The sequence below is a fragment of the Streptomyces sp. NPDC050548 genome (assembly GCF_044457385.1).
GTDB lineage: Bacteria > Actinomycetota > Actinomycetes > Streptomycetales > Streptomycetaceae > Streptomyces.
Window position 1 is genome coordinate 22,892 of the sequence record NZ_JBITGV010000011.1, and the last position, 26,757, is coordinate 49,648.

The window sequence follows — 26,757 nt, forward strand, 5'->3', positions numbered from 1 at the left end:
CAGGTACTTGCCTGAGTTAAGCAAGGTTGAAACGGTTACTTGACTTAAGTAATGCATTTATGGTTGCCTAACTCAAGCAAGTCCAGAGCTGGGGTCACCGAAGCGGAGGTGTCCCCGTCGCGCCGTACGCCGTGGGGACGGAGTATGGCGCCGTCACCGGTCCCGACGGTCGGAGCACTCCCCCCGTCCGCCGCCGGGGCCGGTGACACCCCTCACGCACATGGAAAGCGAGTCCCCTCATGGCCACGATGAAGTCCGTCCAGACCGGTGCCGTCGACAAGATCGACGTGGTGGACGTCGAGCGTCCGGTGCCCGGGCCCAAGGACGCCCTCATGAAGATCCGCGCCTGTGGGATCTGCGGTACCGACACCTTCTTCCTGCACATCGGCGGCGGCCCGTTCGGCGCGGGCGGCGCCATGGTGCCGGTCCCCCTCGGGCACGAGCCGGCCGGTGAGATCGTCGAGGTCGGTGCCGAGGTCGACGGTCTGAAGGCAGGGGACCGGGTGGTCGTCAACCCGCAGGGCTCGCCCTCCGGGATCATCGGCTGCGGCGGCAAGCACGGCGCCATGAGCGACTACCTCCTGCTGGAGGACTGCGAGGTCGGCAAGAGCGTCACCGCGTTCCCCGACACCGTGCCCTTCGACGTCGCCGCCCTCAACGAGCCGATGGCGGTGGCCCGGCACGCCGTGAACCGTTCGGAGGCGAAGCCCGGCGACAAGGTCGTCATCTTCGGTGCCGGCCCCATCGGTCTGGGCGCGGCGATCTGGCTGAAGCTGCGCGGGGTCGAGCACGTCGTCGTCGCCGACGTCATCGCCTCCCGCCTGGAGACCGCGCTCGCGGTCGGCGCGGACGCGGTCATCAACTCCGCCGAGGAGGACGTGACTTCACGCCTCACCGAGCTGCACGGGCAGGCCGCCAACGCGCTCGGCCAGCCGCGCGCCGGCACCGACATCTACATCGACGCCGCCGGTGTCGCCGCCGTCGTCAACACCACGGTCGACTCCGCGAAGTGGGGCGCCAAGCTGGTCATGGTCGCCGTACAGAAGAAGGGCGCCGACATCGACCTCGGCGGGATGCTCCGCAGCGAGCTGACGCTGATCGCCTCGCAGGGCTACCCCACCGAGATCTTCGAGGTCACCCAGGAGATCGTCGAGCACCACGAGCGGTTCGCCAAGCTGATCAGTCACCGGGTGCCCTTCGGCGAGGTCGAGCACGCCTTCGAGCTCGCGCTGACGCCGGGCGCGGCGGAGAAGATCGTCGTCACCTTCGACGAGTAGACGAGCAGCGGACGGCGCGCCGGCCCCACCGCCCCCGGCGGCCACCGGCGCGCGCCCGGCCGCCTCGGACAGGACCCCCACACCATGATCCACCGCCTGCAGCGGGTGCTGCGCCGCCATCCCCGTACCCTCGACCTGGTCCTCGCCGTCGCGCTCCTCGCCTGCGCCTTCCCCGGCAGCATGCTGACGATCCCGGGCCGCGACCTCGAAGTCCCTTGGTGGCCCGGCGTGTTGGTCTCGGGTCTGGCCTCCCTCGCCCTGCTGTGGCGGCGCACCCTGCCGCGCACCACCGTGGTGGTCACCCTCTGCTGCGCGATGGTGGTGGCCGGGATCGGCTACATCGTCACGGTCCTGGTGATCGGGCCGCTCATGGTCGCGCTGCACACGCTGGCCCTGCGTTCCGAGCGGACCACCGCGAACCTCTTCACCGCCGCCGGCATCACCCTGCTGGTGGGCACGGCTCTGATCGTGGGCCCCCACAACGAACCGCTGGTCCTGAAACTGCTCGGCCCGGTCTTCTGGCTGCTGCTGCCCACCTCGCTGGGCACCACGACCCGGCTCCGCGCGGCCTATCCGGAGGCGGTGCAGGCCCGCGCCGAGCACGCGGAACGCACCCGCGAGCAGGAGGCCCGCCACCGTGTCACCGAGGAACGGATGCGGATCGCCCGCGATCTGCACGACGTCGTCGCCCATCACCTCGTCCTGGCCAACCTCCAGGCCGGCACCGTCGTACGGCTGATGCGCAGCCGCCCCGAGGAGGCCGAGCGGATCGCCGGTGAACTCGCGGGCACCACGCTGTCGGCCGTACGCGAACTCAAGGCCACCGTGGGCCTGTTGCGGCACGCGGACGACTCGGAGACACCCTCGGGGCCCGCGCCGGGGCTGGCCCAACTCGCCGAGCTGGCCGCCTCGTTCGAGCCCGCCGGGCTCGTCGTCAGCGTCAGCACGGAGGGCAGGCCGCGGCCGCTGTCCGCCGGTACGGATCTCACGGCGTACCGCATCGTGCAGGAGGCGCTCACCAACGTCACCAAGCACGCGGGCACCGGTTCGGCCGAGGTGCGGCTCAGTTACTCGCGCGACCGGCTGGGCATCACCGTCACCGACCACGGCGGCACGGCACCGCCCTCCTCCCCCGCCACCGGTGGCGGCTACGGAGTCATCGGCATGCGGGAGCGCGCGCTCTCCGCCGGTGGCCGACTCCACGCAGGTCATCGCCCTGAGGGCGGCTTCGAGGTCGTCACCGAACTGCCGTTGCTCCCCCGTTCACCGGCCCACACCCAGAATGTACTTGCGTAACTCAATCAACCTCATTATGGTTGAGTGAGTCAAGCAAGTCAGCTCGTCCCTGATCGTCGCAGCTCGTTCCCGATGGAGGCTCCGCCATGTCCGACGCCCTTGCCCGACCCGCCGAGGCGGGTTCCTCCGCTCCGCCGAGGTCGAATGCCGTCGTCGCGGTGCTGGCCTTCGCGGGAATCGTCGTCTCGCTGATGCAGACGCTGGTCATCCCGATCATTCCGGAGCTGCCGAAGTACCTGAACGCCTCCGCGTCGAACACCGCGTGGGCGGTCACCGCCACCCTGCTGGCCGCAGCCGTGGCCACCCCGGTCGTGGGCCGCCTCGGCGACATGTTCGGCAAGCGCCGGATGCTGCTGACCAGCATCGTGCTGCTGGTGTCCGGCTCGATCGTGTGCGCCCTGGCCGACTCGCTGGTCCCGATGGTCATCGGCCGCGCGCTGCAGGGGCTGGCCGCCGCGGTCGTCCCGCTCGGCATCAGCATCATGCGGGACGTCCTGCCCAGCGACCGGCTGGCCGGCTCCACCGCCCTGATGAGCGCCTCGCTCGGCGTCGGCGGCGCCCTGGGGCTGCCCTCGGCCGCCTTCATCGCGGACCACTACAACTGGCACTCCCTCTTCTGGATCTCCGCCGTCCTCGGCGTCCTGTCCTTCCTGCTGGTCCTGGTGCTGGTGCCCGAGTCCAAGGTCCGCACCGGAGGCCGCTTCGACCTCGTCGGCTCGCTCGGACTCTCCGCCGGACTGGTCTCGCTGCTGCTCGCGATCTCCAAGGGTTCCGACTGGGGCTGGACCAGCGCGACCACCCTGGTCCTCGGTTCCGCAGCCGTCGTGATCCTGCTCTCCTGGGGCTGGTACGAGCTGCGCAGCCCGCAGCCGCTGGTCGACCTGCGCACGACCGCCAAGCCGCAGGTGCTCTTCACCAACCTGGCCTCGATCGCCCTCGGCTTCTCGATGTTCGCGATGTCCCTGGTCCTCCCCCAGCTGCTCCAGCTGCCCACGCAGACCGGCTACGGCCTGGGCAAGTCGATGCTGACGGTCGGCCTGGTGCTGGCCCCGCAGGGCCTGGTCATGATGGCCATGTCCGCGGTGTCTGCGGGCGTCACCAAGGCCAAGGGCCCCAAGGTCACCCTGATGATCGGCGCACTGATCGTGGCCTCCGGCTACGCCCTCAACATCCTGCTGATGTCCGAGGTCTGGCACCTCATCCTGGTCTCCTGCATCATCGGCGCGGGTGTCGGCTTCACCTACGGCGCCCTGCCCGCCCTGATCATGGGCGCGGTCGACCCGTCCCAGACCGGTGCCGCCAACAGCCTCAACACCCTGATGCGGTCCCTGGGCACCAGCTTCGCCAGCGCCATCGCCGGGGTGATCCTGGCCCAGATGACCACCGACTTCGGCGGCTACGCCCTTCCGTCGGAGAACGGCTTCAAGGTGGTCATGGCGATCGGTGCGGGGGCCGCACTGCTGGCCTTCTTCCTCGCGAGCCTGATCCCCAAGGCCCGTGCGGCCGTCGAGGCACCGGCCGACGAGGCGCCGGCCGACTCGGCGCCGGCCGACTCGGCGCCGGCCGACTCGGCGCCGGCCGACTCGGCGCCGACCTCGGCTCCGGAGGTCTCCGAGGCCAAGGCCTGAGGCATTCTGGTTCATCGAGCACACGGCGGTCGCCGCCCCGCACCCAGCGGGACGGCGACCGCCCTCGGCCTGCCCGCGCACCCCGTCGTTCCCCAGCGAGGAGTCCACGATGACGACCCCCAACTCCCGTGACAAAGACGCCGATTCAGCCACCGCACCCGTGGTGCGGCTCGCCGCAGGCGCGGTGCGCGGACGGCTGGAGGACGGGCTCGCGGTCTTCCGCGGCATCCCGTTCGCCGAACCGCCCGTCGGGGACGCGCGCTTCCAGGCACCGCGCCCGGTACGCGCCTGGGACGGTGTGCGCGAGGCCCTCGACTTCGGGCCGCCGCCCCCGCAGGAGTCCGGCATCCAGGGCCGCCGGGGCGTTGTCACGGGGCCGACGGGCGACGACTGGCTGACCGTCAACGTGTGGACGCCCGCGCCCGATCCGGCGGCGCGCCGCCCGGTCATGGTGTGGATCTACGGCGGCGCCTACAAGTTGGGGCACGCGGGCAGCCCCGGCTACGACGCCCAGCACATCGCGCGCGACGGCGATGTCGTGGTCGTGAGCCTCAACTACCGTGTCGGCATCGAGGGGTTCGCGCGCATCGAGGGGGCGCCCGCCAACCGAGGGCTGCTCGACCAGGTGGCCGCACTGGAGTGGGTGCGGGACAACATCACGGCGTTCGGCGGTGATCCCGAGCAGGTCACGGTCTTCGGCGAGTCGGCCGGCGGCGGGTCGGTGGCCTCGTTGCTGGTCATGCCGAGCGCGTCCGGGCTGTTCCGGCGGGCGATCGCGCAGAGCGTGCCCGGCACCTTCTTCTCCGACCCGCTGGCCAAGGACATCGGCGCCGCGCTCGCCGCCGAGGCGGGACTGCGCCCCACGGCCGCCGACCTCGCGACCGTGGACCCGCGTCAACTGCCCTCGCTGGGCGAGACCTTGGGCCCCAAGATGCCCCAGTACGAGGACCGCTGGGGCTCGGTCGTCCACACGGTGACGCCGTTCTCGCCGGTCGTGGACGGCGAGGTGCTGCCCGTCACGCCCTGGGAGGGGCTGGCGGCCGGTGCGGCCCGGGACGTGGAGCTGATGGTCGGTCACAACCGGGAGGAGTACCGGCTGTTCGTCGTACTCTCCGGGCAGGCCGGGAAGATCGGGCCGGCCGACGCGAGTACGGCGCTGCGGCGGTTCGGTCCCGGTCCGGACCCCGAATCGGCGTACCGCGACGCCTTCCCGGACGGCTCACCCGGGGAGTTGTACGAACGCGTCCAGACCGACTGGCTGTTCGGCATGCCTTCGCTGCACCTGGCCGAGGCGCAGCTCGCCGGCGGCGGTCGCGCCCACGTCTACGAACTCACCTGGCCCGCCCCGGGGTTGGGCGGTGGGCTGGGCGCCTGCCACGGCCTGGACATCCCGCTGTTGTTCGGCACCTTCACCGCCGACCTGGGCAATCTGCTGTTCGCCGATGTCGAGCCCTCCCCCGATGCCCTGGCGCTGTCGTCCCGATTCCGTTCGTCCTGGGCGGAGTTCGCGCGCACGGGCGACCCCGGCTGGCCCGCCTACGACACCGAGCGGCGGTCGGCGCAGATCCTCGACGCCCACCCCGTGGTCACCGCCTATCCCGAGGAGACCTCACGGCGGCTGTGGGAGGGGTACACCTTCCGCGCGCTGCCGCTGACCGAGTAGCCGGAGCCGCCCGCCGTCACGAGTTCTCCCCCTTCCCGGCGAGCAACCGCTCCAGCCGGTCGAAGCGTTCGTGCAGGGCGCGGACGGCCTCCGCGCCCAACTCCTGTGCGCCGTGGGCGAGATGGTGGCGGCGGCGCTGTTCGCGGCCGACGAACCAGGTCGCGAGGGCCGCGGTGACCAGGCCGTAGGTGGTGATGCCGACGACCATCACCACCGAGCCGACGACGCGGCCCCACAGGGTGACCGGGTAGAAGTCGCCGTATCCGACCGTCGTCGCCGTCTCGATCGACCACCACAGGGCTCTGGGGTAGGTCGTCAGGTTGGCGCCGCGGGCTCCGTGTTCGGCGGCGACCACTGCCCATGAGCCGACGAGCATCACCACGCCGAGGACCGCCGTCGCCCCGCCCGCCGCCTTCAGATGGAGCGAGCGGCCCTCGCGGCCGAGCAGCAACTCGACCGCCCTGGTGAGGAATCCGGGCAGCATGGCCACTCCTTCGCGTCACGGTGCCGGGGCCTGGGGCCAGTGTCGGGGTGGGCGGGGGCGCGGGCATGCCGGACGGGGCGTTCGAGTTGCCGTACGACCTGCGGCGTTGTGCGCTGGAGGGCCGGGCGGCCCGACCCGGCCGCCCACGAGACGGAGGACCGTGCCATGACGGCGGAGCCCCGAGCCGTTCCCGAGACCTTCGCGTTCACCTGCGGTGACTGCGGCCACTCCTGGGAGGCCACCTTCCAGGTCATGTTCTTCACCGACCCGACCGACGCGACCGGCCTGACCACGCAGGAGTACGTCGACGAGGAGGGCAGGGCCATGAGGTCGCCGCTCGCCGACGCGGTCTGCCCGAAGTGCGGCGGGCGCACGGTGCATGTGCTGGAGGCCGGGCTCGCCGAACGGGCCCGCCGCGCGGAACACGAACCCCGGCCGCACCACGAACACCGTCTGCATCTGCCGCACCGGCATTCCGGCCCGTCCGAGCCGCCGCCGGACGGTGGGCCCTGACACCACACCCCTCACCCGAACGGCCCCCTGCGCTGGAGGGCCCGGCGGCCCGATGGTGCCCTGAGGGCGACCGTCACTCCCCCTGGAGGCCCCGCCATGCACCGTCGCCCGTCCTCCCGCCCCGTCCGTGTCCTGGCCGCAGCCCTGGCGACGGGCACGCTGCTGACCTGCGCGGCCTGCTCCGGCGGCAGCGGTGGTGCGGGCGGCGACAGCGCCTCGGACGTCGCCGCCTCCCCACTGGCCGCCGAGTCCCCGCTCGCCTCGCCCCGTACCGGGAAGTCCGCCTCCCCCGCGCTCACCGAGGCGGGAGCCAGGGCCGCACTGATCACCGAGGCCGACCTGGAGGACAACTGGACCCAGGTCAAGGACGCCGCCACCTGGGCCGACAAGCTCGTCATCGGCAAGGTCGACGTCGGCGCCCTCCTCACCGCGAAGACGAACGCCGCCGACTGTCAGAAACTGCTCGACGCGCTCTACGGCGACGATCTCCTCGGCAAGCCGTCCGGCGCGTCCGCGCTGACCGGGTTCGAGCAGAGCGAGTCCCGGCTGGTCTACCAGGTCGCCGCCTACGACCGCGCCCGGCTCGGCGCTTCCCTGAACTGGCTGAAGACGCTGCCGGTGACGTGCGACCAGTTCACCGCGACCGACTCCAAGGGCGGCCGGCGCACGGTCCAGGTCATCGAGAACGAGGTGCCCGCCGTGGGCGACGCCCGGCAGGGTCTCCAGGTGACCGTCACGAGTACGGGCGCCGCCCAACCCACCACGCTCACCCTGGAGTTGGCCGTCGTCCGGGTCGGCACCGACGCGATCACCGTCACGTCGGGCGGCCTTGGGGGCACGGAGTCCGACACGACCGAGGCCGCCGTCCGGCAGGGCGCCTCGCATCTGAAGGACGTCCTGGCGGGCAGGACGCCGCCCGCCCAACCCGGCAACCTGGACTGAGAGTTCGCCATCACCGAAGAACATGTGCCCCGTCGTCGCGAACCCTTGGGCCGGGTGATCGACGGGCGGCACAATGGCGTCGACGGCGACGCGGGCGACAGGGAGTCAAGACGTGAGTGACAGCGACACCCCGGCAGAGGGACAGGCCCGGCTCGACACCGGTGTGGCGCACAACGCGCGCGTGTGGAACTACTGGATCGGCGGCGCGGACAACTACGAGATCGACCGGCAAGTCGGCGAGCACGTCGCCGGCATGTTCCCGGTGATCCGTGAAGTGGCCCGCGCCGACCGGGACTTCCTCGGCCGGGCGGTGCGGTTCCTGGCCGGCGAGCGCGGGGTACGGCAGTTCCTCGACCTCGGCACCGGACTGCCGAGCGTCGACAACACGCACGAGATCGCCCAGCGCGTCGCACCGGACGCGCGGATCGTGTACGTCGACAACGACCCGCTGGTGCTGGTCCACGCCCGCAAGCTGCTGACGAGCACCCCCGAGGGCGTCACCGCCTACATCGAGGCGGACGTGCACGACCCGGCGTCGATCGTCCAACAGGCCGCCGGCACCCTCGACTTCGACCGTCCCGTCGCGGTGATGATGCTGGGCATCCTGAACTTCGTCCTCGACACCGAGGAGGCCCGGAAGGTCGTGCGCGACGTCATGGCAGCGGTCCCGCCGGGCAGCTTCCTCGTCCTCACCCACCCCACCTTCGACGCGGATCTCGGCGGTGAGGGCAACGTACCGGCGATGGCGTTCTGGAACGAGAACGCCACTCCCCCGATCACCGCCCGCAGCCGCGCCGACATCGCCGCCTTCTTCGAGGGCCTCGACCTCCTCGAACCCGGTCTGGTGCCGTGCTCGCAGTGGCGCCCGGACTCCGCCTCCCCGGCCGCGGTACCGCAGTTCGGAGCGGTGGCCGTGAAACCCTGACGGCGCAGCCGACCAGGAAGCGACCGTGGAGGACGTATGACCACCCTTGCCGACCCACTGCCCGGCGGACGCCCCGGCGAGGTCGAGCGCGCCACCGCACTGGCCACGGAGCTGACCGGAAGGGGGGTGCACGGGATCGTCCTGGCCTACGTCGACACCGCCGGCGTAGGCCGGGTGAAGTCGGTACCGACCGCGAAGCTCGCCTCGGCCGCGGCCTGGGGCGTCGGCATGTCCCCGGTGTTCGACACCTTCCTGGCGAACGACTCCATCGTCACCACCGACGTCCTCGGCTCACCCGACGGCGACCTGCGCCTGTACCCCGACCTCGACCAGCTGGCCGTCCTGTCCGGGCAGCCCGGCTGGGCCTGGGCGCCGGTCGACCGGATCACCCAGGAGGGCGAGCGGCACCCCGGCTGCAGCCGCACGTTCCTGCGCCGGGTCGTCAAGGACGCGGAGCGGCTCCACGGGATCACCTTCCGGGCGGGCATCGAGATCGAGTGGGTCCTCGGCCTGGATACCGCACCCACCGGCGAGTTCGTACCCGCCACGACCGGCCCGGCCTACAGCGCGACCCGGCAGGTCGAACTGAGCGACTACGGTGCCGAGTTGTTGTCGGCCCTGGCGACGCAGGGCGTGGACGTGGACCAGTTCCACCCCGAGTACGCGGCCGGACAGTTCGAGCTGTCGGTGGGCGCGCTCGACCCGGTCGCGGCGGCCGACCGCAGTGTCCTGGTACGGCAGACCATCCGCGCGGTCTCCCAACGGCACGGCCTGCGCGCCTCGTTCACACCGGCCGTCCTCGCCCAGGGCGTCGGAAACGGCGGGCACATCCACCTCTCCGCCTGGCGCGACGGCGCGAACCTGCACACCGGGGGCGACCGGCGCTACGGCATGACGGCCGGGGCCGAGTCGTTCGCGGCCGGTGTCCTCGCCCATCTCCCGGCCCTCACCGCAGTCACCGCGCCGAGCCCGGCCAGCTACTTCCGCCTCCGACCCTCCCAGTGGGCCGGGGTGTTCACCGCCTGGGGCCGCGAGACCCGCGAGGCCGCGGTGCGTGTCGTCACCGGTACGGCCGGGCTGCGCGCCCAGGCGGCGAACCTGGAGGTGAAACCGGTCGACCTGGCCGCCAACCCCTATCTCGCCCTCGGCTGCCTGATCACCGCGGGACTCGACGGCCTCACCTCGTCGGCCGCCCTGCCCGAGGAGACCACCGGAGACCCCGCACACCTCGGCGCGCCGGAGGCAACGGCCCGCGGTGTACGGCGACTTCCGACCTCGCTCGCCGAGTCGGTCGCCGAGTTCCGCAAGGACGAGCTGCTGCGGGCCGCACTTGGACCGGTCCTGGCCGACGCGGTGATCGCCGTACGGCAGGGCGAGATCGCGGCCGTGGCCGACCTGGACGACGAGCGGATCGCGGCGGCCTACCGCTGGAAGTACTGACGATGGGCACTGGACCGGTCCACGAAGCGCTCGCCGCGCTGGAGTTGGTGGACCACCACTGCCACGGAGTGGTCACCGAGGACCTGGACCGGACGGCCTTCGAGTCGCTGCTCACCGAGGGTGACGTCTGGCCCGGCAGCGGGATCTCACCGTTCGACAGCCCGGTCGGGATCGCCGTACGCCGTTACTGCGCGCCCCTGTTGGACCTGGAGCGGCACGCGCCCGCCGACGAATACCTCGCCCGGCGCGCCGAGTTGGGGCCGGTCGAGGTCAACCGGCGCTTCCTCGCCGCTGCGGGAACGGGCGTGTTCTGTGTCGACACGGGGTTCGCCCCGCACGCCATCACCGCGCCCCCCGAACTCGCCGGGGCGGCGGGCGCGGTCGCCCATGAGGTCGTACGGCTCGAAACCGTCGCGGAGGGTGTGGCCGCGCGGGGTGTCGAGCCGGACGCGTATGCGGACGCCTTTCGGGCCGCCGCCCTGGACGCGGTGCGGCGGCCGGGGGTGGTGGGGGTGAAGTCGGTGGCCGCGTACCGGACCGGGTTCGACCTCGACCCCGCCCGGCCCTCGGAGGCGGAGGTGACCCGCGCTGCCCACGGCTGGCTGGCCCGGGGCGGACGGCTCGAAGACCCGGTGCTGATGCGGGAGTTGCTGTGGACCGCGGTCGACCTGGGGCTCCCGCTCCAGCTCCACACGGGCTTCGGCGACAACGACATCCGGCTGCACCGCACGGACCCGGCCCTCCTCACGGACTGGCTGCACCTGACCGCCGGCACGATCCCCGTGCTGCTCCTGCACTGCTGGCCGTACCAGCGCCAGGCCGGCTACCTGGCGGCCGTCTTCGAGCGGGTGTACCTGGATGTCGGGCTCACCCTGCATCATGTAGGTCCGCTCCGGGCTCGGGCGGTACTGGCTGAGGCGCTGGAGATCACCCCCTTCCGCAAACTGCTGTACAGCTCCGACGCCTATGGTCTGGCCGAGTTCTACGGGCTCGGCGCGCTGGCGTTCCGCAGGGGTCTGGGGGATCTTCTCCAGGACCGGGTGGACGCCGACGAACTGGGCCTGCCCGACGCGCTGCGACTGGCGCGCTGGGCCGGAGCGGACAACGCCCGCCGGGTCTACCGGCTATCCGACGGACACTGAAAGTATGATCAAGCAATGTCTGACATGACCGATACCACGCCCGGTTGGCTGTCCGCCGACGACCTCGAACAGGCACGCGCCCGCATGCCGATCCTGTACGTCGAGGCGGTGCCCGTCCGCGTCGACGACAGCGGCGAGGTGACCAGCATCGGCCTGCTGCTGCGCATCGGCCCCGACGGCACCGTCAACCGCACCCTCGTCTCGGGCCGCGTACTGCACCACGAGCGGGTCCGTGACGCCCTGCTGCGCCACCTGGAGAAGGACCTCGGCCCGGTCGCGCTGCCCCGCATCCCGGCCTCGCTGCAGCCGTTCACGGTCGCCGAGTACTTCCCGACGCACGGGGTCACCCCGTACCACGACCCCCGGCAGCACGCGGTGTCCCTCGCCTACGTCGTACCGGTCACCGGTGACTGCCGGCCCCGTCAGGACGCTCTCGACCTCGTGTGGTTCAGCCCGGAGGAGGCCGCCTCGGAGGCGCTGCGCAGCGAGATGCCGGGCGGGCACGGGGTGTTGCTCAAGCAGGCGCTGGCGCACGTGGGCTGCGTGTCCTGACCTGGACCGTCACCGTGGCTCAGGCAGTGTCGCCCGGGCTGCGCTGACTGGTGCCGGGTTCACCGTTGTCGCGCGACCACTCGACGACCAACTCGTCCTTGGTGCCGAAACGGACCAGATGCCGCCCCACCACGTCTTCCAGCCGATCGAGGAACTCGGGCTCCGCCTCCACCGCGAGCAGCAACGCCCCCTCGGTGGCGGTCAGCGATCCTGTGCCGTCCTGGAAGACGAGACGCCCCTCCCCGGTCTCCTCGTCCCAACTGGTCTCGCTGCGGCGGCCCAGGTGGGAGGCGAGCTGTTTGGCGTAGCGCTGCGGCCGGTCGGTGACGACGCGGGCTTCGGATCGGGACATGACGGCTCCAGGGTGACGGGGGTGCACGACGGGGGTGCGCAACGACTCGATGGTGCCGGAGAGTTGGACCGACCGCACGGACACGACACCCGGCACGGTCCGCAACGTATGGATGCCTTCCCGGTCGTCTTCGCCCGCCGGACGCGACCGATCCGTCGCCGGTGACCCCGAGGAGAGCATCGGATGACCAGCTCCGAGTCCCCTGCCGACAGCGGGATCTGGGACCCTTTCGGCACCCTGGGCAGCGCGCTGTGGATCGGCGGCGGCCAGTGGGCGGGCAAGTCGACCGTGGCCCGTCTGCTGGCCGTCCGATACGGGATCACTGCGTATCACTACGACTTCCACGACGCCCGCGGTCACAACGACCGCAGGATCGCCCGCCGTCTCGCCCTCGGTGAGCCGCTCACCGAGCCCGACCCGGACCAGGTGTGGGTCCACACCGCCCCGGAGGAAATGGCCGCCGAGACCCTGGCCCGGTTCCCGGCCCGGTTCGCATGGGCCCTGGACGACCTGCGCGCGCTCGTCTCGGGCCGCCCGATCCTCGCCGAGGGCTGGGGGCTGCGTCCCGAGCTCGTCGCGTCCGTCGTCGACTCGCCGCGTCGGATGGTCGTCATGGTGCCGACACCCGAGTTCCGCCTGCACCAACTGGACCGTCTGCCGAGAGCCGCCTCGCTGGGGCACCGGGTCAGCGACCCGGCCCGCGCGCAGGCCAACCGCCTCGCCCGCGACCGTCTCGTCACCGAGGACGCCGCCCGCTCCGCCCGGCGGCTCGGCATCCGCGTGATCGAGGTCGACGGTCGGCACGACGCCGACGCGGTCGCCGAGATCGTCGCCGACCACTTCGGCCCCTACCTCCCGCACCCGGACCGCGGGGCCTGATCCCGCTCCACGCCGCGGCCCCCGCCTCGAAGCCGGGGGCCGCGACCTCTCGACCGGCTTTCGCCGTACGTCAGTTCTTGCCCTTGGTGACGACCCACTGGCGGCCCACCCAGTTGCCGACCGTCTCGTAGCCGGAGCGGAAGGAACCGAGCCAGTTGAGCTTCAGCTTCGCCTCGGCGGTGGACTTGACGGGGGTGTAACTGCTCGCGTCGGTGTCCGGACCGCCCGTGGTGTTCTTCGCGTAGTACGGGAACGGGTAGACCGGGCGGGAGGCGGTGGTGTTGCCGCCGCTGTCGACCGACTTGGTCGTCAGACTCGCCGGGGCGTCGCCCTTGATGACCCAGTCGGTGATCGCGGTCAGCGCGTCGAAGGTGTTCGGGCCCTGGCCGCCGCCGCAGTGCGCGACGCCGGGGAGCAGGAACAGCCGGGCGAAGGACTCGGTGGCCGCTTCGCCGCCGACGGCCTTCTCAACCGCCTTGTAGTAGGCCATCGTTCCCACGGCCGGGATGTGCTGGTCGCCGAGACCGTGCCAGAGGACGATCTTGCCGCCCGCCTTCTTGAACGCGGTGAGGTCGGGGTCGGTGGCGTCGTACATGCCCTCGTTGGACCGCATCACCTTGTCGTAGTAGGCGGCCGTGAACTTGATGTCCTTGTAGGTCAGGGCCGGTTGGGGGCTGTCGAAGATCTGGTAGCGCAGGGTCTCCCGGACGAAGCTGATGTCGCCGCTGGCGCCGGTCGCGGTGGCCGGGGTGATGATGCCGGCCCAGTTCAGCTCGGAGCCGCGCAACTGGTAGCCGGGGTAGAGGAGTTGGCCGTGGTCGTCGGTGGGTCCGGCGTAGATGCGGCGCAGCGTGGTGACCTGGTCGGCGGTCAGGCAGTAGTCGTCGGACGTCGAGGTCTGACCGGCCGCGCACTGGCTGGTGCCGGGGTCCCAGGTGCAGCTCAACGGGTCGGCGATGATGCCGTCGGCGGGGGCGCCGCAGCCCTTGAGGACGGCCTTGTGGAGGTCGGCCAGGTCGGCGTTGGTGATCGTCGCCGGACCGCCGTTCAGGTACACGGACTGGGCGGTCCAGGCGTGCGAGAAGGTGTTCAGCGCGGTGAAGCTGTTGGCCGGGGCGCCGGCGACGATGCCGTCGAAGTCGGTCGGGTAGCGCTGGGCCTCGGTGAGGGCCTGGTGGCCGCCCTGGGAGCAGCCGTCGAAGTAGGAGCGGGTGGCCGCCTGGCCGTAGTACTGCTTGATGATCTCCTTGGCCGCCTGGACCAGTTCGTGGTCGGACTTGTAGCCGAAGTCGGCGCTCAGGGTGGGGTCGGTGGAGAAGAGGCCGCCGCCCTGGTAGTGGCCCTCGTCGCTGGAGGCGACGGCGAAGGCGCCGGTGGTCAGCGGGATGCAGCCGGCCGAGGCGGGGGCGCTGGTCACGTTGGTGCTGCCGCAGAGGCCGCCGCAGCCGAGCTGGAGGTAGTCGGCCTGCCAGCCGGTCTCGGGGAGCTTGATCTCGAAGTGGAGTTGCGGGGCGATGACGCCCTTGACGTCACAAGCCGCCCAGTTGCCAAGGGTGTTGGCGCTCGCGGCGAGTTCGGTGGCCGAGCCGATCTCGAAGGGCACACCGGGGACGGCGGCGGCGAGGTCGAGTTGGGCGACGCCGGAGCAGGACATGGCCGGTGCGATGCCCGAGGTTGCGGTGCTCGCCGACACGGCCTTCGCCGAGGCCGAGTTGGCGGCCTGCGCACCGCCGACGGCGCTGTTGGCCAGCACCAGGCTCGCCCCGATCACGAGGGCTACGGCCGCCGCCAGGGTGGCAAGGAAGGTCGCCGAATTCCACCGACACCTTCTGAGCAGCTTGGGCATGCTGGGTACTCCGTTCGCTCGCCGGATGGAGGTCGTGCGGCGGCACGGCGAGGAACGTAGCTCTCCCTTAATCCGCAGGCAATAGCGTCGACTCTATTGTTGACGATTTCGTCGAAGGCTTGGCTCGATACCGCTGACCAGGGCCGGAGCCGACGCCCGCCGCAACATCAGTTTTCTTTCTGCGCAACTCATTGATTGTACCGACCGTTAGGTCTAATTTATCGCCTCACTGGACCTTCGCCCCGCTCACTGACCGGAAGGCCGCCGATGTCCTCCCAGACCCAGCTCACTCCCCCACGGGACGACGAGAGATCCCCCTCGACGACCCGCAACGTCCTCGTCATCGTCGCTCTCGTATGGACCGTTCAACTGGTCGCGCTGATCGCCGCGTTGTCCGGCATCGCGCAGGCCGACATCGCGATCCACTTCAGGACCACCGAGATCGCGTGGTTCACCCTGATGACCCTGCTGACCGGCACGTTCTTCCTGCCGTTCGCGGTCAAGGCCGCGGCCATCTTCGGCAAGAAGCGCGTCCTGCTCGTCGCCACGGGGCTCGGCTTCACCGGTGACCTGATCGCCGCCGTCGCCACCGACTACCGCACCCTGCTGATCGGCCGCGGCATCGCGGGCATCTACACCGCCAGCGCCCCGCTCGCCTACGCCATCACCCGTGACGTCTTCCCGCGCAAGTGGGTCGGGGTGGCCAGCGGGATCCTGGCCGGCGGTGTCGGTCTCGTCGCCTTCGGTGGACCGTTCCTGTCCGGCTGGCTGCTGGACGACTACGGCTTCCGGGGCGTCCTGTGGTTCATGGCCATCAGCACGGCCGCCAGCTTCCTGCTGGTGCTGGCCTTCGTGCCGGAGAGCCCGATCCGCGCCGCGGCCGGCCGGATGGACTGGGCCGGCGGAATCCTCCTCGGCGGCGGGGTCACGGCGGTCATCTACGCCGTCGGCCAGGGCACGCACTGGGGCTGGGGCAGCGGCAGGTTCATCACCTGGGTCGTCGGGGCGGCGATCGCGCTCATCGCCTTCGTCTTCGTGGAGCGCAAGGTCGCCGAGCCCCTGTTCCCGCTCTCCATGACCCGCCGCCGCCCGGTGTGGACGGTCCTGCTGGCCACGTCCATCGCGGCCGGCTCACTGAGCGCCGTCGGCGTGGTGATCCAGCTGCTGATCCTGATGCCGAAGATCCCCACCGTCTCCGAGGGCCTGGGCTGGTCCGGCACCCACAACGCCATCGTCACCAGCCCGATCAGCGCCATGATCATCATCGGGGCCGTCGGTACCGGCCTGCTCTCCCGCCACGTGGACGCCCGCATCCTGCTGGGCACCGGAGCCGCGCTCGCGGTCCTCGGCTACGGCATCGGCACCCATCTGCACCACAGCGCCCCGCAGATCATCGAGATGGGCGTGATCGCGGGACTCGGCACGGGCATCGTGATGGCGATCGTGCCCATCATGATCATCCACGTGGTCACCCCCGAGGAACAGGCGCTGGCCAACGGCGTCCAGACCCTCGGCCAGGGCGTCGCCCAGATCGTGGTCTCCCAGCTGGCCTTCGTCGTGATGGCGCAGCACGGGGCGGTCCTCAAGGGCACCCAGTTCTATCTCGACGCCGGGTTCACCAACGGGCTCTGGCTGGTGGTCGGTTGCGTCGCCCTGGGCGCGGTGCTCGTCTCCCTGATCCCCAGGGGCAAGCGCCTCGACGAGGTGGAGGTCGGCCAGGCAGCCTGAAGTCAGCACGCCGCGAAGGCCGTTCTCCCGGCGACGGGCGAACGGCCTTCGGCGTACCGCAGGTTCAGGCTTCCTGGATGTATTCGGCCGCCGCGTCCAGCAGCCAGTCCGTCAGATACCCGGCGAAGGACGAACGCACCAACACCCAGAATCCGGACCCGGGTTCGTCCCGGGCGACCAGCACGACCTGGGTGCGGGCCACGGTGGACTGAGCGCAGCGCCCGGCGCCGAAGGCACGCGGGTGCAGGTCCAGGGGGCAGCCATGGGAGAGCAGGTCACGGGCCCGGGCGCCCGAGACGAGGAGGGTGGTGCGCTGGGCGGACACATCGGTGACGGCCACGTGCTCATCACCGCTCGCCGCCCGGATCCGGTCCTCCAGGTCCCGCTGGGTGTCCGGGGGCCCCACCACCAGCCACTCGTCCGGACCGAGCCACAGCACCCTCAACTCCCCGGACCGCACGACCGTGTTGGGCTCCAGAGGCAGGGACAGGTCCAGAGCGAGTCCTACGGCGTCCGCCGCCGCGCCCTTCGCGTCGAGCCGGACGTTCACCTGGGCCAGGAAGGGCAGTTCGGCCAGCCGGACCGCGCCGCCGGAGGAACGGGCCGCGGCGGCCAGCCGACCCGCGGCACCCGTGAGGGGGCTGCGGCGCGGCACGGAGAGGACGGTGTCAGCCATCGCGGCGGGCTCCTTCGGGGTCGTAGAGGACGGGGCTTGCGACGGTGACCGGGATCAACTCGTCGCCCACGGGGGCGTAGAGGCGTTCGCCGATGCGGTCCCGGCCGCCCTTGATCAGGGCGAGGGCGAAGGTGCGGCCGAGAGCGGCGCTGCGGTAGCTGGAGGTGACGTGGCCGAGCATCGGGACGGGCGGGGCCGGGAGCACGCTGTCGGCGATCAGCTGGGTGCCCTCGGGGAGGAAGGCGGCGGGGTCGTCCGGGAGCAGGCCGACCAGGTGCTTGCGGTCGGGGCGGACGGCGTCGGCGCGGACGTAGGAGCGCTTGCCGATGAAGTCGGGCTTCTTCTTCGACACGGCCCAACTCATGCCGAGATCCTGGGGAGTTACCGTGCCGTCGGTGTCCTGGCCGATGATCGGGTAGCCCTTCTCGGCGCGCAGGACGTGCATGGTCTCGGTGCCGTACGGGGTGATGCCGAAGGGGGCGCCGGCCTCGTACAGCGCCTCCCACAGGGCGAGCGCCTCCCACGGTGACACATTGATCTCGTAGGCGAGTTCGCCGGAGAAGCTGATCCGGCACACCCTTGCCTCGATGCCCGCGACGGTCGTGTCCCGCCAGGCCATGAAGGGGAAGTCGTCGTTGCCGACGGCCAGTTGGGGCGCGAGCGAGCCGAGCACCTCGCGTGAGCGGGGGCCGACCAGGGCGACCGTGGCCCACTGTTCGGTCACCGAGGCGCAGTGGACGCGGAGTTCGGGCCACTCGGTCTGGTGCCACTCCTCCATCCAGTCGAGTACGGCGGCGGCGTTGCCCGTGGTCGTGGTGACCAGGTAGCGGTCCGGGGCGAGGCGGATGGCCGTACCGTCGTCGAAGACCATGCCGTCCGGGCGGCACATGACGCCGTAGCGGATCATGCCGACCTTCAGGTTGCTCATCATGTTGGTGTAGAGCCGGTCGAGGAAGACGGGGGCGTCCGGGCCCTGTACGTCGATCTTGCCGAGCGTGGACCCGTCCATGAAAGCAACGCTCTCGCGGGCAGCCACGCACTCGCGCAGGACCGCGGTCTCCATGTCCTCGCCGCTCTGCGGGTAGTACCAAGGGCGCTTCCACTGGCCGACGTTCTCGAACAGGGCGCCCTGCATGACGTGCCAGTCATGCAGCGCGGTCGTACGGATCGGGTCGTGCAGGGCACCCCGGTCTCGGCCTGCGAGGGTGGCGAAGGAGACGGGGGTGTAGGGCGGGCGGAATGTTGTGGTGCCGAGGTCCGAGATGTCGACGCCGAGGAGTTCGGCGACCACCCCGCTCGCCAGGATGCCGGAGGTCTTGCCCTGGTCGTTGGCCGTGCCTGCCGTCGTGTAGCGCTTGGTGTGTTCGACCGAGTTGAGGCCGGCGGATGTGGCGCGGGTCAAGTCGCCTACGGTGACGTCTCGTTGGAGGTCCACGAAGCGGGGGGCGTCGGTGGTGGAGGGGACGAGGAAGACCTGCATGGCGGGGGTGGTGGCCGGTTCGGTGGGCGGCTGCGGCAGGTTCGGTGTCTCGGCGGTGTAGCCCTCGGCCTCGATCGCGCGGGTGCCTGCGGCCGCGCCCTGGGCGAGGGCTTCGGCCAGGTCCATCGCTCCGTTCGCGCTGCCCGCGACCTCGACCGCTTGCCGGCAGGTGTCGGGGACGAAGGAGCCGAGAGTGTCGTCGTAGCGGAGTTTGCCGCCGGCCTGGCTGTAGAGGTGGGCGACCGGGTTCCAGCCGCCGGAGACCAGGAGGAGGTCGGTCGCGAAGTGCCGTGTCGTGCCCGTGGTTTCGCCGTACGGGGCGACCGTCACGGCGGTGAGTCGTGGGGTGCCCTCGGTGGCGACGACTGCGTGACCGGTCAGTACTTCGATGCCGGCCTCGCGGGCTCGGCGCGCCCACTCGCCCGGTTCTGACGGGCGGGTGTCCACGATCGCCGCGATGTGGATTCCGGCCTTTGCGAGGTCCAACGCGGCTGCGTACGCACTGTCGTTGGTGGTGAAGACGACGGCCTGGCGGCCTGGTAGGACGCCGTGGCGGTTGACGTAGGCGCGGGCCGAGGCGGCGAGCATCACGCCGGGGCGGTCGTTGTCCGCGAAGGCGAGGGAGCGTTCGTGGGCGCCCGTTGCCAGGACGACCCTGCGGGCTCGGATGCGCCAGACGCGTTCGCGGGAGACGTGGGTGGGGGCCGCTGCGCCGAGGTGGTTCGTGCGGCGTTCCACGGCGAGGAGGTGGTTGTCGTCGTAGTGGCCGAAGACGGTGGTGCGGGGCAGTACGCGCACCTCGGGGGTGGTGGTGAGTTCCTCGTTCAACTCCGCCACCCAGTCGAGGAGTTGGGCCGTGTCCAGGAGGGTGCCGCCCAGTTCGGGGCGGTCGTCGGCCAGGATGACTCGGGCTCCGCTGCGGGCTGCGGCTGCGGCTGCCGCGAGGCCGGCGGGGCCTGCGCCTACGACCAGCAGGTCGCAGTGGGTGTGGACCGCGTCGTAGCGGGCGGGGTCCGGTTCCGTGGCGAGACGACCCTGGCCCGGGAGGCTGGTCGCCACCAGGCCGTCGTACAGCTCGACGGTCGTGGCCGGGAGCATCGGCTCGGGGAACGGGGCCTCGATCTGGATGACCGCGTTGGGTTCCTCGACGCCGGCGGTGAAGATGCCTCGGGGGCGGCCGAGTTTGATGCTGGTGCCGGTTTGGATGATGCCGTTGGCGAGGAGGGCGGAGGCGAGGGTGTCGCCTTTGTAGCCCGTGTATTCGGTGCCGTCGAAGGTGAAGGTGAGGGGGGTGTCTCGGTGGATTCGGCCGTGGGTGGGGTGGCGGAACGGATGGGTCTCGCCCCCGCCGCCCCTACCCGTCCCGTCCTCCAGGGGCTCTGCCCCTTCGACCCCACCAGGGGGCTCTGCCCCCTGGACCCCCGTCGGCCCTGAAGGGGCCTCGTCCTCAAACGCCGGACGGGCTGACTCTGCCTGACGGGGTTCGTATGTGGCCGGTCGCTCCTCCCCCGCCCGATACACCCTCAGGATCTCGTTCGTCGACGTGTCCCGTATCGCGTTGAACCAGCGGCGGCAGCCCGCCGCGTGGCTCCAGCGTTCCGCGAACGGGCCCTTGGGGTTGGCGCGGAAGAAGAGGTAGCGAGCCCATTCCTCGTCGGTCAGGTCGGCCGGGGTCTCCGGGTAGGCCACGTGGGCCTGGCCGCCGTAGTGGAACTCGGCTTCGTCGCGGGGCCCGCACCAGGGGCAGGGGATCAGCAGCATGGTTCGGGCTCCCTAGTGGGCCACCGCGGCGGCGCCGTGCTCGTCGACGAGCGCGCCGGTGGTGAAACGGTCGAGCGAGAAGGGGGCGTTGAGGTGGTGAGGCGTGTCGTGGGCGATGGTGTGGGCGTAGACCCAGCCGACGCCCGGGGTGGCCTTGAAACCGCCCGTTCCCCAACCGCAGTTCAAGTAGAGGTTGTCGACCGGGGTGAGGCCGACTATGGGGGAAGCGTCGGGGGTGACGTCCACGATGCCGCCCCACGTGCGCAGGACGTGCGCGCGGGCGAAGACCGGGAACAGCTCCAGCGCCGCCGCCATTTGCTCCTCGATGATGTGGAACGCGCCGCGCTGCGTGTACGAGTTGTACGAGTCGATGCCCGCGCCCATCACCAACTCGCCCTTGTGCGCCTGACTTACGTACACGTGGACCGCGTTGGACATGACGACCGTGGGATGGACCGGCTCCAGCAGTTCCGAGACCAGTGCCTGCAACGGGTGGCTCTGGAGGGGGAGTTCGATTCCCGCCATGGCCGCCAGGACCGATGTGTGGCCGGCTGAGCACAGGGCCACCTTGCCTGCCGCTATCGGGCCGAGCGTCGTCTGTACGCCCACCACCCGGCCACCCTCGATGTCGAGTCCCGTGACCTCGCAGTTCTGGATGATGTCGATGCCCGCGGCGTCCGCCGAGCGGGCCAGGCCCCATGCCACGTGGTCGTGCTTGGCTATGCCCGCGCGTGGTTGATACGTGGCCCCCATCACCGGATAGCGCACGTCCGGTGAGATGTTGACGATCGGGCAGACCTCCTTGACCTGTCGTTCGTCGAGCCATTCCGCGTCCACGCCGTTCAGGCGGTTCGCCTCGACCCGGCGCACGCTGTCGCGGACGTCCTGGAGGCTGTGGGCGAGGTTCAGCACTCCGCGCTGGGAGAAGAGGATCGGGTAGTCCAGCTCCTCCTCCAACCCCTCCCACAGCTTCAGCGCGTGCTCGTAGATGCCCGCGCTCTCGTCCCAGAGGTAGTTGGAGCGGATGATCGTGGTGTTGCGGGCCATGTTGCCGCCCGCGAGCCAGCCCTTCTCCAGCACCGCGACGTTCGTGATGCCGTGGTTCTTCGCCAAGTAGTGGGCGGTGGCCAGTCCGTGGCCTCCGCCGCCGACCACGATCACGTCGTACGAGCGCTTCGGCTCGGGTGTGCGCCAGAGCCAGTCGGGGTGTTCGGGGAGGTCGGCGCCCGGGGTGCGCGGGGTCATCGGGGGTCGTCCTCCTCGGACAGGTGCGGGTAGAGCGGGTGTTTCGCGGCGAGGGCTTCCGTGCGGGTGCGCAACTCGCCCATGTCCGGGTCCGGTTGGAGAGCCAGCGCGATCACGTCGGACACCTCCGCGAAGTCCTCCTCCGTGAAGCCGCGTGTCGCCAGTGCCGGGGTGCCGATGCGCAAGCCCGATGTGACCATGGGCGGGCGCGGGTCGAAGGGGACGGCGTTGCGGTTGACGGTGATGCCGATCTCGTGGAGGAGGTCTTCCGCCTGCCTGCCGTCCAGCTCCGAGTCGCGCAGGTCGACCAGGACCAGGTGGACGTCCGTGCCACCGGTGAGGACCTTCACCCCGGTGGCGGCCACGTCCGGCCGCGTGAGGCGTTCGGCGAGGATGCGGGAGCCGGCGAGCGTGCGGGCCTGGCGTTCGGCGAACTCGGGTGAGGCGGCGACCTTGAACGAGACCGCCTTCGCGGCGATGACGTGTTCCAGGGGGCCGCCCTGCATGCCGGGGAACACCGCCGAGTTGATCTTCTTGGCCAGGTCCGCCTCGTTGGTGAGGATGACTCCGCCGCGCGGGCCGCCGAGAGTTTTGTGTGTGGTCGTCGTGGTCACGTGTGCGTGCGGGACCGGGTTCGGGTGCAGGCCTGCGGCCACCAGGCCCGCGAAGTGCGCCATGTCGACCATCAGCAGGGCGCCCACCTCGTCGGCGATCCGCCGGAACTCCGCGAAGTCCAACTGCCTTGGGTACGCCGACCAGCCCGCGATGATCATCTTGGGGCCGTGTTCCTTGGCGAGGCGTTCCACCTCGTCCATGTCGACCAGGTTGTCGGTCTCGGAGACGTGGTACGGCACCACGTTCAGCATCTTGCCGCTGTAGTTGAGGCGCATGCCGTGGGTGAGGTGGCCGCCGTGCGCGAGGTCGAGGCCGAGGATCGTGTCGCCGGGCTTCAACAGGGCGAAGAAGACCGCCGTGTTGGCCTGCGCGCCCGAGTGCGGCTGGACGTTGGCGAAGCCCGCGCCGAACAGGGACTTGATCCGCTCGATCGCCAACCGCTCGGTGACGTCGACGTGTTCGCAGCCGCCGTAGTAGCGGCGGCCGGGGTAGCCCTCCGCGTACTTGTTGGTGAGGACCGAGCCCTGGGCCTCCAGTACGGCGGAGGGCGCGAAGTTCTCGGAGGCGATCATCTCCAACGTGGACTGCTGGCGGTGCAGTTCGGCGCGGAGCGCGGCGTGGACCTCGGGATCCAGTTCGGACAGGGGCGTGTTCAGCGCGTTCATTCGGCGTTCTCGTCCTTCCGGCTAGCCTCGGAGGCGGGACATCGTCGGGTCGAACAGCGGCTCCTGCGCTACGACCGCCTCGACTCGCTCGTCGAAGTAGCCGATGTGCAACTGGGTGCCAGGGGTGGTGAGTTCGGTCGGCAGCCAGGCGTAGGCGATGCCCTTGCCGATCGTGTAGCCGTAGGCGGCGCTGGTGACGTAGCCGACGGCGCGCTCGCCGTCGTAGACCGGCTCCTTGCCCATGACGACCGAGCTGGGGTCGTCGATGGTGAGGCAGGTCAACTGCCGTCGCACGTCGGCCTTTCGGCGTTCCAGGGCCGCCTTGCCGATGAAGTCGCCCTTGTCGAGTTTGACGGCGAAGCCGACGCCGGCCTCGTAGGGGTCGTGCTCGTAGGTCATGTCGGTGCCGAAGGAGCGGTAACCCTTCTCCAGGCGGAGGCTGTTGAAGGCGCCTCGGCCCGCGATGACACCGCCGAGGGGCTGGGCCGCCTGCCACAGGGTGTCCCAGAGTTTCTGGCCCTGGTCGGCTGTGGTGTACAGCTCCCAGCCGAGTTCGCCGACGTAGGAGAGGCGCATGGCGGTGACTGGGACCGTTCCAATGTAGGCCCGCTTGGCGCGGAAGTACTTGAGGCCGTCGTTGGTGAAGTCCTCGTCCGTCAGGGGCTGGAGGACCTTGCGGGCCAGGGGGCCCCACAGGCCGATGCAGCAGGTGCCGGGGGTGATGTCTCGGACCTGGACCGTTCCATCGGCGGGCAGGTGGCGGGTGAACCAGTCGAGGTCGAGGTTGCCGTTGGCGCCGACCTGGAACTGGTCGCGGGCCAGGCGGGCGACGGTGATGTCGCTGCGGATGCCGCCGTCCTCGTCCAGGAGGAGGGTGTACGTCACCGAGCCGACCGACTTGGCGACCTTGCCGGTGACCAGGCCCTCCAGGAAGTCGGCGGCGCCTGGACCGGTCACTTCGAGGCGCTTGAGGGCCGTCATGTCGTACATCGCGACGGTCTCGCGGGTGGCCTGGGCCTCGGCGCCGACGATGGGCGACCAGTACTGGGCCGCCCAGTCGTTGGGGGTCGGGATCGAACGGCCTTCCACCAGGCTGGAGTTGGCCTCGTACCACTGGGGGCGCTCCCAGCCGTTGGCCTCCAGGAAGAACGCGCCGTGTTCCTGCTGGCGGGTGTGGAAGGGGCTGGTGCGGATCGGGCGCGGCTTACCGGAGGGTTGGAGGGGGTGGAGGATGTCGTAGACCTCGACGAAGTTCTGGCAGTCGCGGGCCAGGACGTATTCCGGGGCGAGTTGGTGCTGCTCGAAGCGGTTGACGTCGCACTCGTGGAGGTCGAAGGACGAGCAGAAGCCGTCGACCAGCCACTCGGCCATCGCGCGGCCGACGCCCGCCGAGTGGGTGACCCAGACCGCCTCGGCGACCCAGAAGCCCTTGACGTCCGGGGACTCGCCGAGGAGGGGGAAGTTGTCGGTGGTGAAGGAGAAGAGGCCGTTGATGCCCTCCTCGACCTTCGCGTCCTTCGTCGCGGGGAGCAGGGACTGGGTCTCCGTCCACGCGGGCGCGAAGTCGTTCTCGGTGAACTTGAGGACGGACGGCATGTCGGCCGCCTCGTCGACGGAGAGGATGTCGTCGGCCGAGATGGGCATGGGGCGGTGGCCGTAGTAGCCGATGCCGATGGCGTCGAAGCGGTCGCGGTAGTAGAGGTCGGCGTCCTGGTGGCGCAGGATCGGGCGGACCGCCTCCTCCGTCTGGCCGGCGAGGGCGGGGACTGGACCGGTCCAGGCGAGCTGGTGGCCGAGCGGGGTCAGCGGGAGGTTCATGCCGACCATGCGGGCGATCTTCGGGCCCCAGATGCCGGCGCAGCACACGACGATGTCGGCGGGGATCTCGCCCTGGTCGGTGAGGACGCCGGTGACGCGGCCGTCGGCCCGCTGGACGTCCAGGACCTCGTGGCGGGCCAGGAAGGTCACGCCTCGGTCCGTGGCGCGGCGGATCTGGGCCTCCACCGCGAGGACTGCTTTCGCGAGGCCGTCGGTGGGGACCAGGAGGCCGCCGAGGACCTTGTCGGGGTCGAGGAGCGGGTGGTGCTCGACGCACTCCTCGGGGGTGAGCAGGCGGGCCTCGATGCCCCAGGCGGTGATCCAGCCGTGGCGGCGGTGGAGTTCGGCGACGCGCTCGGGGGTGGTGGCGACTTCGAGGCCGCCGACCTGGAGGAAGCAGGGCTTGCCGTCGACGTCGAGGGAGCAGAACTTCTCGACCGTGTAGCGGGCCAACTCGGTCATGGTCTTGGAGGAGTTGGTCTGGAAGACCAGTCCTGGGGCGTGCGAGGACGAACCCCCGGTGGCGGGCAGCGGGCCCTGGTCGACCACGGTCACTTCGGTCCAGCCTCGCGCGGAGATCTCGTCCGCCAGCGCCGCCCCCACGACGCCCGCTCCGATGATGACCACTCGGGGTCCCGCCATCGCCGCACCTCCGGCTAGAGAGCAATCCGGTTGCTGTCTGCGCAACATGCTTCAGGTTGCGCAACTCAATGTGCCCGGCGCGAGGAGCGGGTGTCAAGGGGTCCGGGACGCCGGGCGACGCCCCTGATCAACGGCCCGAACACGGCGATGCCCGGTGGGCGGTACGCACCTGCGCGCACCGCCCACCGGGCATGGTCAACCGGCTTTCCGCTACGGCTACTTGAGCCAGGCGTCCACCTTTGCCTGGTTCGCGTCGATCCACTTCTTCGCCGCCGCGTCGTCGGACAGCTTGTCCTGCGCGATGTACTTGGCGACGGTGTTCTGGTCCTCGTTCGTCCAGTTGAAGTTCTTCACCAGGTTGTAGGCGGGGCTGCCCGACTTGGCGAACTTCGCGCTGACGATCTTGTCCAGGTTGTAGACCGGGTAGTCGCAGGCGATCTTCGACGCGACGGCGTCACAGCCCGTCGTGTACGCGGGCAGCGACACCTTCTTGAGCGCGACCTCGGAGAGGAACCACTGCGGCTCGTAGAAGTAGCCGATGACCCACTGCTTGTTCTTCTCGGCGGTGCGGAAGGCCTGGATGAGCGCGGTCTCGCTGCCCGCGTACACCACCTTGAAGTCCAGCTTCAGGTTCTTCACCAGCGCGGCGTCGTTGGTGACGTACGACGGGTCGCCGTCGAGGAGTTGACCCTTGCCGCCCGACTCGGAGGTCTTGAACTTGGACGCGTACTTGTTGAGGTTCTTGTAGTTCAGGATGTCCGGGTGGGCCTTCGCGAGCCACGGCGGTACGTACCAGCCGATGATGCCTTTGTTGCCGGTCTGGCCGGCCTCGACGGCGGTCTTCTGGCCGGTGATGTACTTCTTCTTGAGGTCGTCGTGGCCCCAGTTCTCCAGGACGGCGTCGACCTCGCCGGTCCCGAAGCCCTGCCAGGCGATCTCCTCTTTGAGGTCCTTCTTCTCGACCGTACAACCGAGTTGGTGCTGGGCGACGTACGCGACGACCGCCGCGTCCGCCTCGTAGCCCACCCACGGGTTGACCGCGAGGTTGAAGGTCCCGCACTTGCCCGAGCTGCTGCTCGATCCCGAGGACGTGTCGCCGACCTTCGCCCCGCCGCAGGCGGTGAGGGTGAGGCCGAGGACGGCCAGACCGGCCGCGCCGGTTCGCCAGTGTCTTGCCATGGTGTCGAG

21 protein-coding genes are annotated in these 26,757 nt (G+C 70.5%); 12 read left to right on the forward strand and 9 right to left on the reverse strand.

Translation table 11 applies throughout. The annotated features are described in order from the left end of the window. Positions 1-239: 239 nt before the first annotated feature. From ACIBJH_RS28155 to ACIBJH_RS28170, 4 genes are all read left to right on the forward strand, one after another. Positions 240-1,277, forward strand: coding sequence for a zinc-binding dehydrogenase (locus ACIBJH_RS28155; RefSeq protein ID WP_399119673.1), 1,038 nt, complete (start codon positions 240-242; stop codon positions 1,275-1,277). 84 nt (positions 1,278-1,361) lie between these two features. Further along, positions 1,362-2,573 carry a sensor histidine kinase gene (locus ACIBJH_RS28160; RefSeq protein WP_399119674.1) on the forward strand — a complete coding sequence of 404 codons (1,212 nt, stop codon included), beginning with the start codon at positions 1,362-1,364 and terminating at the stop codon, positions 2,571-2,573. Between the two features lie 86 nt (positions 2,574-2,659). After that, complete coding sequence (locus ACIBJH_RS28165) at positions 2,660-4,201, forward strand: MFS transporter (protein ID WP_399119675.1); 1,542 nt, start codon at positions 2,660-2,662, stop codon at positions 4,199-4,201. A gap of 109 nt (positions 4,202-4,310) precedes the next feature. Then, positions 4,311-5,864, forward strand: a complete 1,554-nt coding sequence (locus ACIBJH_RS28170; RefSeq protein ID WP_399119676.1) for a carboxylesterase/lipase family protein — start codon at positions 4,311-4,313, stop codon at positions 5,862-5,864. Positions 5,865-5,880: 16 nt separating this feature from the next. On the opposite strand, the gene ACIBJH_RS28175 is transcribed toward ACIBJH_RS28170, so the two are convergent. Further along, positions 5,881-6,348, reverse strand: coding sequence for a potassium channel family protein (locus ACIBJH_RS28175; RefSeq protein ID WP_399119677.1), 468 nt, complete (start codon positions 6,346-6,348; stop codon positions 5,881-5,883). 165 nt (positions 6,349-6,513) lie between these two features. Between ACIBJH_RS28175 and ACIBJH_RS28180 the strand changes: the two genes are divergently transcribed. The 6 genes from ACIBJH_RS28180 (at position 6,514) to ACIBJH_RS28205 (ending at position 11,862) form a co-directional block, all read left to right on the forward strand. After that, positions 6,514-6,861, forward strand: a complete 348-nt coding sequence (locus ACIBJH_RS28180; RefSeq protein ID WP_399119678.1) for a hypothetical protein — start codon at positions 6,514-6,516, stop codon at positions 6,859-6,861. Positions 6,862-6,957: 96 nt separating this feature from the next. Then, positions 6,958-7,803, forward strand: coding sequence for a hypothetical protein (locus tag ACIBJH_RS28185; protein ID WP_399119679.1), 846 nt, complete (start codon positions 6,958-6,960; stop codon positions 7,801-7,803). Positions 7,804-7,915: 112 nt separating this feature from the next. After that, positions 7,916-8,728 carry an SAM-dependent methyltransferase gene (locus ACIBJH_RS28190; RefSeq protein WP_399119680.1) on the forward strand — a complete coding sequence of 271 codons (813 nt, stop codon included), beginning with the start codon at positions 7,916-7,918 and terminating at the stop codon, positions 8,726-8,728. Positions 8,729-8,764: 36 nt separating this feature from the next. Further along, a complete protein-coding gene (locus ACIBJH_RS28195; protein WP_399119681.1) occupies positions 8,765-10,168 on the forward strand; it encodes a glutamine synthetase family protein in 1,404 nt (467 codons plus the stop codon). Positions 10,169-10,170: 2 nt separating this feature from the next. Continuing rightward, entirely contained in the window at positions 10,171-11,310 is a 1,140-nt protein-coding gene (locus ACIBJH_RS28200) for an amidohydrolase family protein (protein ID WP_399119682.1), read from the forward strand. 15 nt (positions 11,311-11,325) lie between these two features. Further along, complete coding sequence (locus ACIBJH_RS28205; RefSeq protein ID WP_200711346.1) at positions 11,326-11,862, forward strand: NUDIX hydrolase family protein; 537 nt, start codon at positions 11,326-11,328, stop codon at positions 11,860-11,862. A gap of 19 nt (positions 11,863-11,881) precedes the next feature. Here the strand turns inward: ACIBJH_RS28205 and ACIBJH_RS28210 are convergent, their stop codons facing one another. Then, positions 11,882-12,214, reverse strand: a complete 333-nt coding sequence (locus tag ACIBJH_RS28210; RefSeq protein ID WP_399119683.1) for a DUF2218 domain-containing protein — start codon at positions 12,212-12,214, stop codon at positions 11,882-11,884. A 183-nt stretch (positions 12,215-12,397) separates the two neighbouring features. Between ACIBJH_RS28210 and ACIBJH_RS28215 the strand changes: the two genes are divergently transcribed. Beyond that, a complete protein-coding gene (locus ACIBJH_RS28215) occupies positions 12,398-13,093 on the forward strand; it encodes a hypothetical protein (protein WP_399119684.1) in 696 nt (231 codons plus the stop codon). A 70-nt stretch (positions 13,094-13,163) separates the two neighbouring features. Here ACIBJH_RS28215 and ACIBJH_RS28220 read toward each other — a convergent pair whose 3' ends face one another. After that, complete coding sequence (locus tag ACIBJH_RS28220; RefSeq protein WP_399119685.1) at positions 13,164-14,939, reverse strand: tannase/feruloyl esterase family alpha/beta hydrolase; 1,776 nt, start codon at positions 14,937-14,939, stop codon at positions 13,164-13,166. A gap of 267 nt (positions 14,940-15,206) precedes the next feature. On the opposite strand from ACIBJH_RS28220, the gene ACIBJH_RS28225 reads away from it, so the two are divergent. Continuing rightward, positions 15,207-16,667: an MFS transporter gene (locus ACIBJH_RS28225; protein WP_399119686.1), complete on the forward strand. Its 1,461-nt coding sequence runs from the start codon at positions 15,207-15,209 to the stop codon at positions 16,665-16,667. Positions 16,668-16,731: 64 nt separating this feature from the next. Here ACIBJH_RS28225 and ACIBJH_RS28230 read toward each other — a convergent pair whose 3' ends face one another. The 6 genes from ACIBJH_RS28230 to ACIBJH_RS28255 form a co-directional block, all read right to left on the reverse strand. After that, positions 16,732-17,343, reverse strand: a complete 612-nt coding sequence (locus ACIBJH_RS28230; RefSeq protein ID WP_399119687.1) for a sarcosine oxidase subunit gamma — start codon at positions 17,341-17,343, stop codon at positions 16,732-16,734. After that, positions 17,336-20,584 (reverse strand): sarcosine oxidase subunit alpha family protein, encoded by a 3,249-nt coding sequence (locus ACIBJH_RS28235; protein ID WP_399119688.1) that lies wholly within the window; start codon positions 20,582-20,584, stop codon positions 17,336-17,338. The genes ACIBJH_RS28230 and ACIBJH_RS28235 overlap by 8 nt, the downstream gene beginning before the upstream one ends. A gap of 12 nt (positions 20,585-20,596) precedes the next feature. Next, on the reverse strand, positions 20,597-21,829 hold the full coding sequence (locus ACIBJH_RS28240; protein WP_399119689.1) for a sarcosine oxidase subunit beta family protein: 1,233 nt from the start codon (positions 21,827-21,829) through the stop codon (positions 20,597-20,599). Continuing rightward, positions 21,826-23,109 (reverse strand): serine hydroxymethyltransferase, encoded by a 1,284-nt coding sequence (gene glyA / locus ACIBJH_RS28245; protein ID WP_399119690.1) that lies wholly within the window; start codon positions 23,107-23,109, stop codon positions 21,826-21,828. Before glyA ends, ACIBJH_RS28240 begins: the two co-directional genes overlap by 4 nt. Positions 23,110-23,130: 21 nt before the next feature. After that, entirely contained in the window at positions 23,131-25,569 is a 2,439-nt protein-coding gene (locus ACIBJH_RS28250; RefSeq protein ID WP_399119691.1) for an FAD-dependent oxidoreductase, read from the reverse strand. A 216-nt stretch (positions 25,570-25,785) separates the two neighbouring features. Then, on the reverse strand, positions 25,786-26,748 hold the full coding sequence (locus ACIBJH_RS28255; protein WP_399119692.1) for an ABC transporter substrate-binding protein: 963 nt from the start codon (positions 26,746-26,748) through the stop codon (positions 25,786-25,788). Positions 26,749-26,757: the final 9 nt, after the last annotated feature.

Excerpts from the sequence above, each read along its gene's own strand:
- ACIBJH_RS28155 (WP_399119673.1), top strand. The coding sequence starts at position 240 with ATGGCCACGATGAAGTCCGTCCAGACCGGTGCCGTCGACAAGATCGAC.
- ACIBJH_RS28160 (WP_399119674.1), top strand. The coding sequence starts at position 1,362 with ATGATCCACCGCCTGCAGCGGGTGCTGCGCCGCCATCCCCGTACCCTC.
- ACIBJH_RS28165 (WP_399119675.1), top strand. The coding sequence starts at position 2,660 with ATGTCCGACGCCCTTGCCCGACCCGCCGAGGCGGGTTCCTCCGCTCCG.
- ACIBJH_RS28170 (WP_399119676.1), top strand. The coding sequence starts at position 4,311 with ATGACGACCCCCAACTCCCGTGACAAAGACGCCGATTCAGCCACCGCA.
- ACIBJH_RS28175 (WP_399119677.1), bottom strand. The coding sequence starts at position 6,348 with ATGCTGCCCGGATTCCTCACCAGGGCGGTCGAGTTGCTGCTCGGCCGC.
- ACIBJH_RS28180 (WP_399119678.1), top strand. The coding sequence starts at position 6,514 with ATGACGGCGGAGCCCCGAGCCGTTCCCGAGACCTTCGCGTTCACCTGC.
- ACIBJH_RS28185 (WP_399119679.1), top strand. The coding sequence starts at position 6,958 with ATGCACCGTCGCCCGTCCTCCCGCCCCGTCCGTGTCCTGGCCGCAGCC.
- ACIBJH_RS28195 (WP_399119681.1), top strand. The coding sequence starts at position 8,765 with ATGACCACCCTTGCCGACCCACTGCCCGGCGGACGCCCCGGCGAGGTC.
- ACIBJH_RS28200 (WP_399119682.1), top strand. The coding sequence starts at position 10,171 with ATGGGCACTGGACCGGTCCACGAAGCGCTCGCCGCGCTGGAGTTGGTG.
- ACIBJH_RS28205 (WP_200711346.1), top strand. The coding sequence starts at position 11,326 with ATGTCTGACATGACCGATACCACGCCCGGTTGGCTGTCCGCCGACGAC.
- ACIBJH_RS28210 (WP_399119683.1), bottom strand. The coding sequence starts at position 12,214 with ATGTCCCGATCCGAAGCCCGCGTCGTCACCGACCGGCCGCAGCGCTAC.
- ACIBJH_RS28215 (WP_399119684.1), top strand. The coding sequence starts at position 12,398 with ATGACCAGCTCCGAGTCCCCTGCCGACAGCGGGATCTGGGACCCTTTC.
- ACIBJH_RS28220 (WP_399119685.1), bottom strand. The coding sequence starts at position 14,939 with ATGCCCAAGCTGCTCAGAAGGTGTCGGTGGAATTCGGCGACCTTCCTT.
- ACIBJH_RS28225 (WP_399119686.1), top strand. The coding sequence starts at position 15,207 with ATGTCCTCCCAGACCCAGCTCACTCCCCCACGGGACGACGAGAGATCC.
- ACIBJH_RS28230 (WP_399119687.1), bottom strand. The coding sequence starts at position 17,343 with ATGGCTGACACCGTCCTCTCCGTGCCGCGCCGCAGCCCCCTCACGGGT.
- ACIBJH_RS28235 (WP_399119688.1), bottom strand. The coding sequence starts at position 20,584 with ATGCTGCTGATCCCCTGCCCCTGGTGCGGGCCCCGCGACGAAGCCGAG.
- ACIBJH_RS28240 (WP_399119689.1), bottom strand. The coding sequence starts at position 21,829 with ATGACCCCGCGCACCCCGGGCGCCGACCTCCCCGAACACCCCGACTGG.
- glyA (WP_399119690.1), bottom strand. The coding sequence starts at position 23,109 with ATGAACGCGCTGAACACGCCCCTGTCCGAACTGGATCCCGAGGTCCAC.
- ACIBJH_RS28250 (WP_399119691.1), bottom strand. The coding sequence starts at position 25,569 with ATGGCGGGACCCCGAGTGGTCATCATCGGAGCGGGCGTCGTGGGGGCG.
- ACIBJH_RS28255 (WP_399119692.1), bottom strand. The coding sequence starts at position 26,748 with ATGGCAAGACACTGGCGAACCGGCGCGGCCGGTCTGGCCGTCCTCGGC.